Origin of the sequence: Actinoplanes sp. NPDC049316 (genome assembly GCF_040677315.1) — a bacterium.
In the GTDB taxonomy this organism is placed as follows: domain Bacteria; phylum Actinomycetota; class Actinomycetes; order Mycobacteriales; family Micromonosporaceae; genus Actinoplanes.
In genome coordinates, this window is the sequence record NZ_JBFAQM010000024.1 from 126,937 (window position 1) to 134,030 (window position 7,094).

3 protein-coding genes and 1 pseudogene are annotated in these 7,094 nt (G+C 71.6%); all 4 read left to right on the top strand.

Features of this window, described 5'->3' with window-relative positions; translation table 11 throughout:
• Positions 1 to 80: 80 nt before the first annotated feature.
• Positions 81 to 1,982, top strand: coding sequence for a protein translocase subunit SecD (gene secD, locus AB0K03_RS29765; protein WP_364691376.1), 1,902 nt, complete (start codon positions 81 to 83; stop codon positions 1,980 to 1,982).
• Position 1,983: 1 nt separating this feature from the next.
• Positions 1,984 to 3,168 (top strand): protein translocase subunit SecF, encoded by a 1,185-nt coding sequence (secF, locus tag AB0K03_RS29770; RefSeq protein ID WP_364691379.1) that lies wholly within the window; start codon positions 1,984 to 1,986, stop codon positions 3,166 to 3,168.
• 214 nt (positions 3,169 to 3,382) lie between these two features.
• Positions 3,383 to 3,946 (top strand): adenine phosphoribosyltransferase, encoded by a 564-nt coding sequence (locus AB0K03_RS29775; protein ID WP_364691382.1) that lies wholly within the window; start codon positions 3,383 to 3,385, stop codon positions 3,944 to 3,946.
• A gap of 801 nt (positions 3,947 to 4,747) precedes the next feature.
• Positions 4,748 to 7,006 (top strand): annotated as a pseudogene (locus tag AB0K03_RS29780) (bifunctional (p)ppGpp synthetase/guanosine-3',5'-bis(diphosphate) 3'-pyrophosphohydrolase); the annotation flags it as partial.
• Between the last annotated feature and the right edge of the window lie 88 nt (positions 7,007 to 7,094).

Sequence of the window (7,094 nt, forward strand, 5' to 3'; positions counted from 1 at the left end):
CGGCGCCGCATGCTCCACCCAATCCCCACCCGCGGCCGCGCGCTCCCGCGGCGGCTCTCAGCACGAGGAGATCGACAGTCGTGGCACGACCACCACAGGGACAACCGCATCCCGGGCGGCAACTCGCCGTGCTCGGTTTCCTCTTCGTGATCCTGTACGTGCTGGTGTTCTGGGGTCCGGGCACCAAGGGCCTGGGCTATGAGGAGCGGCTGCACCCGAAGCTCGGCCTCGACCTGGTCGGCGGCACCCAGGCGACGTACGTCGCCTCGCTGGCCAACGGCCAGGCGCCCAGCCCGGAGAGCATGGAGGAGTCCCGCAAGATCATCGATCAGCGGGTCAACGCGCTGGGCGTCGCCGAGGCCGAGGTCGTCGTCGAGGGCAACCGCAACATCGTGGTCTCCGTCGCCGGTGAGGCGAACGACCAGCTGAAGAACGTCGGCCAGGCCGCGCAGATGCGGTTCCGCAAGGTGCTCAAGGCGACCGGCGACAACGCCGCCGTGGCCGTGAATCCGCCGTCGGCCGCCCCCAGCGCGGCTCCGAGTGGCAGCGCCGCGCCGAAGCCGAGCACGTCCGCCGGCGCGAAGGCCCCGGCCGTGACCGGCAGCGCCGCGCCGTCCGCCTCCACCGGCGGCCAGGGCGGCTGGGAGCGTGCGCCCGCACCGAGCGCCACCCCGTCGGCCCCGGCGACGCCGGCCGCGTCCGCGCCGGCCAAGCCGGAGCCGGTCCCGGCGAGCGTCCAGGAGCAGCGGGCCGCGATCGAGAAGAAGGTCGGCGCGGCGGCCTGGGCGGCCGCGGAGAAGCTGACCGACCCGGTCGACCTGTCGTCCGACCCGACCGCGGGCCAGAAGTTCAAGGCCTTCAGCACGCTGAGCGGCGCCGAGGTCAACGCGCTGACGCCGGAGATGCAGTTCAACGTCCCGACGATCAGCTGCGATCAGCTGGACCAGCGTCCCGCCGGGGCCATCGACGAGGTGAAGTCCAAGGTCGTCGCCTGCCAGAGCGGCGCGAAGATGCTGCTCGACGTCGCCAAGGTCGTCGGTACGGACATCGACACCGCGTCGCCGCAGCTCGACCAGCAGACCGGCCAGTGGGTCGTCTCGCTCGACTTCAAGAGCGAGGGCCAGACCAAGTGGACGGCTTTGACCCGCGAGGCATTCCAGCCGGCCGCGAACGACACCTGCCTCACCGCCGCGCAGGCGCTGTCGACCGGGGCCACGCACTGCCTGGTCGCCGTCGTGCTCGACAAGGAAGTCATCTCGGCGCCGGAGATCCAGGGCGTGCTCAGCGGCCAGTCGCAGATCACCGGGCAGTTCAGCTCGGCCTCGGCCAAGCAGCTCGCCGACCAGATCAAGTACGGCGCGCTGCCGGTCACGTTCGAGGCGGGCACCACCCAGACCGTGACGGCGACGCTGGGTCTCGCGCAGCTGGAGGCGGGCCTGATCGCCGCCGCGATCGGCATGGGCCTGGTCGCGATCTACGCCTTCTTCTACTACCGGCTGCTCGGCTCGGTCATCTTCCTGAGCCTGCTGCTGTCCGGTCTGCTGACGTTCGGCGCGCTCGTGGTGCTCGGCCGGACGACCGGGTTCACGCTGACGCTGGCCGGCATCGCCGGTTTCATCGTCTCGCTCGGTGTCGCGGCGGACTCGTTCGTCATCTACTTCGAGCGCCTCAAGGACGAGATCCACGAGGGCCGCAGCGCGCGTAGCGCCGTACCGCGGGCGTGGGTCCGGGCGCGGCGTACCATCATCTCCGCCAACACCATCACCATCATGGCGGCCGTGGTGCTCTACATCGTGTCGATCGGCGCCGTGCGGGGCTTCGCGTTCGCGCTGGGCCTGTCCACGGTTCTCGACCTCGTCGTGGTGTTCCTGTTCCGCCACCCGATCATGACGTTGCTCGCGAGCACGAAGGCGTTCCTGTCGCCGCGGGTCAGCGGTCTCGGCCGCGTCCTGCAGCGCACCCCGACCGAGAAGGAGGCCTGACATGGCCAAGGGCCTGGGCGAACGCCTCTATCGGGGCGAGGCCAACCTCAACATCGTCGGCCGCCGCAAGACCTGGTTCGCGGTCGCCGCGGCGCTCGTCCTGCTCGCGATCGGCAGCTTCGTCGTCCGCGGCTTCCACCTCGGCATCGAGTTCTCCGGCGGCACCCAGTTCGAGATGCCGGCGGAGGTGGGCAGCACCACCGCGGCACGCAACGCCGTTGTCAGGGCCGTGAACAGCGCCGGCGTCGGCGAGGAGGCGAACGTCACCGCGGCGCAGCAGGTGGGCAGCGGCGACAGCCGGACCTACTCGGTGCGGACCGCGGCGCTGTCGCAGCAAGAGGCCAACTCGGTCAAGGAGGCCATCGCCAAGGACCTCGGCCTGCCGTCCGAGAAGATCAACGACAACCGGGTGTCGGCGGCGTGGGGCGGCCAGGTCACCCAGCAGGCGCTGCTCGGCCTCGGCGTGTTCCTGGTGCTGGTGCTCGGCTATCTGGTCGTCCGGTTCGAATGGCGGATGGCGGTCGCGGCGGTGTCGTCGCTGCTCCTCGACCTCGTGCTCACGGCGGGTGTGTACTCGCTGGTCGGCTTCGAGGTCACCCCGTCGACGGTGATCGGCTTCCTGACGATCCTCGGCTTCTCGCTGTACGACGTGGTCGTCGTGTTCGACAAGGTCCAGGAGAACACGCGGGGCATCACCGCGGGCAGCTCGCAGACGTACAGCGAGGCGACCAACCTGGCGGTCAACCAGACCCTGATGCGCTCGATCAACACCGGTCTGGTGGCGCTGCTGCCCGTCGGCGGCCTGCTCTTCATCGGCGCCGGCCTGCTCGGCGCGGGCACGCTGAAGGACCTCGGCCTGGTGCTCTTCGTCGGCATGGGCCTCGGCGTCCTCTCCTCGATCATGTTCGCGGCGCCGATGCTGTCCGCGCTCAAGGACAAGGAACCGCGGATCAAGTCGCACAACGCCCGGGTCCTGGCCCGCCGCTCGTCGGCCCGCTCCGGCGACGTGGCGCGCGGCGCCCGCGCGGGCGCGGCCGCCAAGGCCGGCTCGGACGAGGTCCCGGCGCTCGCCGGTTCCACCCCGTCCGCGACGCCCCGCCCGGGCGCCCGGCCCGCCGGCAAGCGCGGCAACAACCGCAGCGGCGGCGCCGGCAACCGGCCGAGCGGCGGCCAGAAGCGCCGCTGACCCCGCACCGCCGAGACCGACGACGGCCCGCCACCCTCCCCGGTGGCGGGCCGTCGCGTCGTTCCAGGGTGTTCAGGGCCGGCCCACCCGCCCTACCCGCCTGCGGGGCCCGCCCGCCTGCCGGGCCCGCCCGCCTGCCGGCCCGGCCCGGCCGGGTCTGCTGGAGGGCTGGCCTGCGCCGCGTCGTCTGAGGGCACGGCCTAGGCTGTCCCGCGTGACGGATACTGCTGCAGAGGTACGCGGGGACAGCGGCCCCGAGGTCGCCGCGCTGGTCGCGAGCCGGATCGTGGACGTGCCCGACTTCCCGAAGCCGGGGATCCTCTTCAAGGACCTGATGCCGCTGTTCGCCGACGGTGAGGTCTTCCGTACGGTGATCGACCGCATCGTCTCCTTCCACGGCCCGGAGTCGTTCGACGTGGTGGCCGGGGTGGAGGCTCGGGGGTTCGTGCTGGCGGCGGCTGTCGCGTACGCGACCGGTAAGGGTGTCGTCCCGGTCCGCAAGGCCGGCAAGCTGCCGCGGGACGTGTTCTCAGCGTCGTACGCGCTCGAGTACGGCGAGGCGACGCTCGAGGTGCACCGGGACGCGTTCGTCGCCGGTCATCGGGTGCTCGTGCTGGACGACGTGCTCGCGACCGGGGGCACCGCCGCGGCGGCCGTCGAGCTGGTCGAGCAGGCCGGGGGGACGGTCGCGGGGCTGACCGTGCTGATGGAGCTGGGGTTCCTGGGCGGGCGGGAGCGGCTGGCTCCCCGTACGGTGCATGCGCTCCTGACCGTTTGATCCTTTTCCACCCTGATGGTGGCACTGTTTCCGGCCTCCGGGCCGGGCCACCGGGGAAGTCCGGGCGGGTAGGATGGCGTTTCCAACCAGGTGAGCAGTAGCGACGTGAGGAGGCCGGTGTCCAGCGACGTCGCCCCTCCGACGGAGGGCACGGTGCAGCCGACCGACGCGACCCAGGCTTCCACGCCGCCGAGTGACTCGGCGACGTCGGCGACGCCTGACGTAGCTACCCCGACGAAGCCGACGAACTCGACCAAGCCGGCGAGCCCGGCGACGCAGGCCACGCAGGCCACGCAGGCGGGTCCGGCATCGCAGGCCACGCAGGCGGGTCCGGCATCGCAGGCCACGCAGGCGGGTCCGGCATCGCAGGCCGGCTCGGCCACGCACTCCGAGTCGGCGACCTCCACCGCGCAGGCCAAGCCGGCGAGCCCGGCCGCGCAGGCCAAGCCGGCGAGCCCGGCCGCGCAGGCCAAGCCGGCGAGCCCGGCCGCGCAGGCCAAGCCGGCGAGCCCGGCCGCGCACTCCGAGCCGGCAGGCTCGACAGCCCAGTCCCAGCCGGCAGGCCCGGCGGCCCACGCCAAGCCGGCCACCCCGGCGAGCCAGGTCAAGCCGGCGAAGCCTGCAGCGACGCCCGCCGGCGGTTCGGCGTCGCCCGCGGCGAACGGCCCGGCCGCGAGGGCCGCGGTCACGCGCACCCCGGCCGCGGTTCCGGGCGCTCCGGCCGCGGGGGCTTCGGTCGCCGATCCCGAGGCGACCCAGCCGCTGGCGCCCGGCGAGGAGCCGGCCAGCGCGTTCGGCGGGCTCGCGAGTGCGCCGACCGGCCGCCGCGTGCGGGCCCGGCTGGCGCGCTTCAACGCGCCGTGGCAGAGCACCCAGGTCAGCGAGGTGCTGGAGCCGCTGATCGCCACGCACCGGGCCAGCCACCCGAAGGCGGACGGGCGGGCGCTGCAGCGTGCCTTCGACGTCGCCGCGCGCTGGCACTCGGGGCAGTATCGCAAGTCCGGGGACCCGTACATCACGCATCCGCTGGCCGTCGCGACGATCCTGGCGAACCTCGGCATGGACACCACCACGCTGGTGGCCGCGCTGCTGCACGACACGATCGAGGACACCGACTACAGCCTGGAGCAGATGCGCGCCGACTTCGGCGGCGAGGTCGCGCTGCTGGTCGACGGCGTCACCAAGCTGGACCGGGTCAAGCTGGGTGACGCGGCGAAGGCCGAGACGATCCGCAAGATGGTCGTGGCGATGGCCAAGGACCCGCGGGTGCTCGTCATCAAGCTGGCCGACCGGCTGCACAACATGCGGACGCTGACGTTCCTGCCGCGCGCGAAGCAGGAGCAGAAGGCCAAGGAGACGCTGGAGATCCTGGCTCCGCTGGCGCACCGGCTCGGTATGAACACGATCAAGTGGGAGCTCGAGGATCTCGCGTTCGGCACGCTGTTCCCGAAGCGGTTCGAGGAGATCAACCGGCTGATCGGGGAGCACCAGCCGCAGCGGGAGGCGCTGCTGCGCCAGGTGACCAACCGGGTCCAGCTCGACCTCAAGTCGGCGAAGATCAAGGCGGAGACCACCGGCCGGCCCAAGCACCTGTACTCGATCTACCAGAAGATGATCGTCCGGGGCCGCGACTTCAACGACATCTACGACCTGGTCGGTGTGCGCATCCTGGTCGACACGGTGCGGGACTGCTACGCGGCGCTGGGGGTCATCCACGCCAACTGGCAGCCGGTGCCGGGCCGGTTCAAGGACTACATCGCGATGCCGAAGTTCAACATGTACCAGTCGTTGCACACGACGGTCATCGGCCCGACCGGCAAGCCGGTCGAGATGCAGATCCGGACCTTCGCGATGCACCGTACGGCGGAGTTCGGCATCGCCGCGCACTGGAAGTACAAGGAGCAGAAGGGCGCGACGATCGTCGGCCCGCCGGCGCACATCGACGAGATGACGTGGCTGCGCCAGCTGCTGGACTGGCAGCGGGAGGCCAGCGACCCCAGCGAGTTCCTGGACGCGCTGCGCTTCGACCTGTCCAGCCAGGAGGTGTACGTCTTCACGCCGAAGGGCGACGTCATCCCGCTGCCGACGGGTTCCACGCCGGTGGACTTCGCGTACGCGGTGCACACCGAGGTCGGCCACAAGACGATCGGCGCGCGGGTCAACGGCAAGCTGGTGCCGCTGGAGTCCACGCTGTCCAACGGCGACGTCATCGAGATCTTCACCTCGAAGTCGGCGACGGCCGGCCCGACGCAGGACTGGCTGGGCTTCGTCAAGAGCCCGCGGGCGCGCACGAAGATCCGGCAGTACTTCAACAAGGAGCGCCGCGAGGAAGCGATCGAGATCGGCAAGGAGGCGATCGTCAAGGCGATGCGCAAGCAGGGCCTGCCCCTGCAGCGCATGCTGACCAGCGAGAACCTCACGACGATCGCCCGCGACCTGCACCTGGCCGACGTGTCGTCGCTGTACGCGGCGGTCGGCGAGAGCACGGTCTCCGCGCAGTCGGTGGTCTCCAAGCTCGTCGCCGGCTTCGGTGGCGAGGAGGGCGCGGTCGAGGACATCGCCGAGACCGCCGTCGCCACCCGGCCGCCGCGCAACCGCAGCACGGCGAACGACCCGGGTGTGGTCGTCAAGGACGTCAGCGACGTGTGGGTGAAGCTGGCCCGCTGCTGCACCCCGGTGCCCGGCGACGCGGTGTTCGGCTTCGTGACCCGCTCGGGCGGGGTGAGCGTGCACCGCGAGGACTGCGCCAACGCCGAGGACCTGCGTGCGCAGCAGGAGCGCGTCGTGGAGGTGAGCTGGAAGCCGACGTCCGCGTCGACGTTCCTGGTCGCCATCCAGGTGGAGGCGCTGGACCGGCACAAGCTGCTGGCCGACGTCACCCGGGTGCTCTCGGAGGAGCGGGTGAACATCCTCTCCGCCACGGTCACGACGACCCGGGACCGGGTGGCGGTCAGCCGCTTCACGTTCGAGATGGCCGACCCGAAGCACCTGGGCCACCTCGTCGCCGCCGTACGCAAGGTGGACGGTGTGTTCGACGCCTACCGGGTGACCTCCGGAGCCGGAGGAGGTCCTGCGCACGTACGAGCAGGACAACTGCTCGGCGTGGGACATGCGGCCCGACGGCGAGTACGTCCGCCGGCACCCGGAC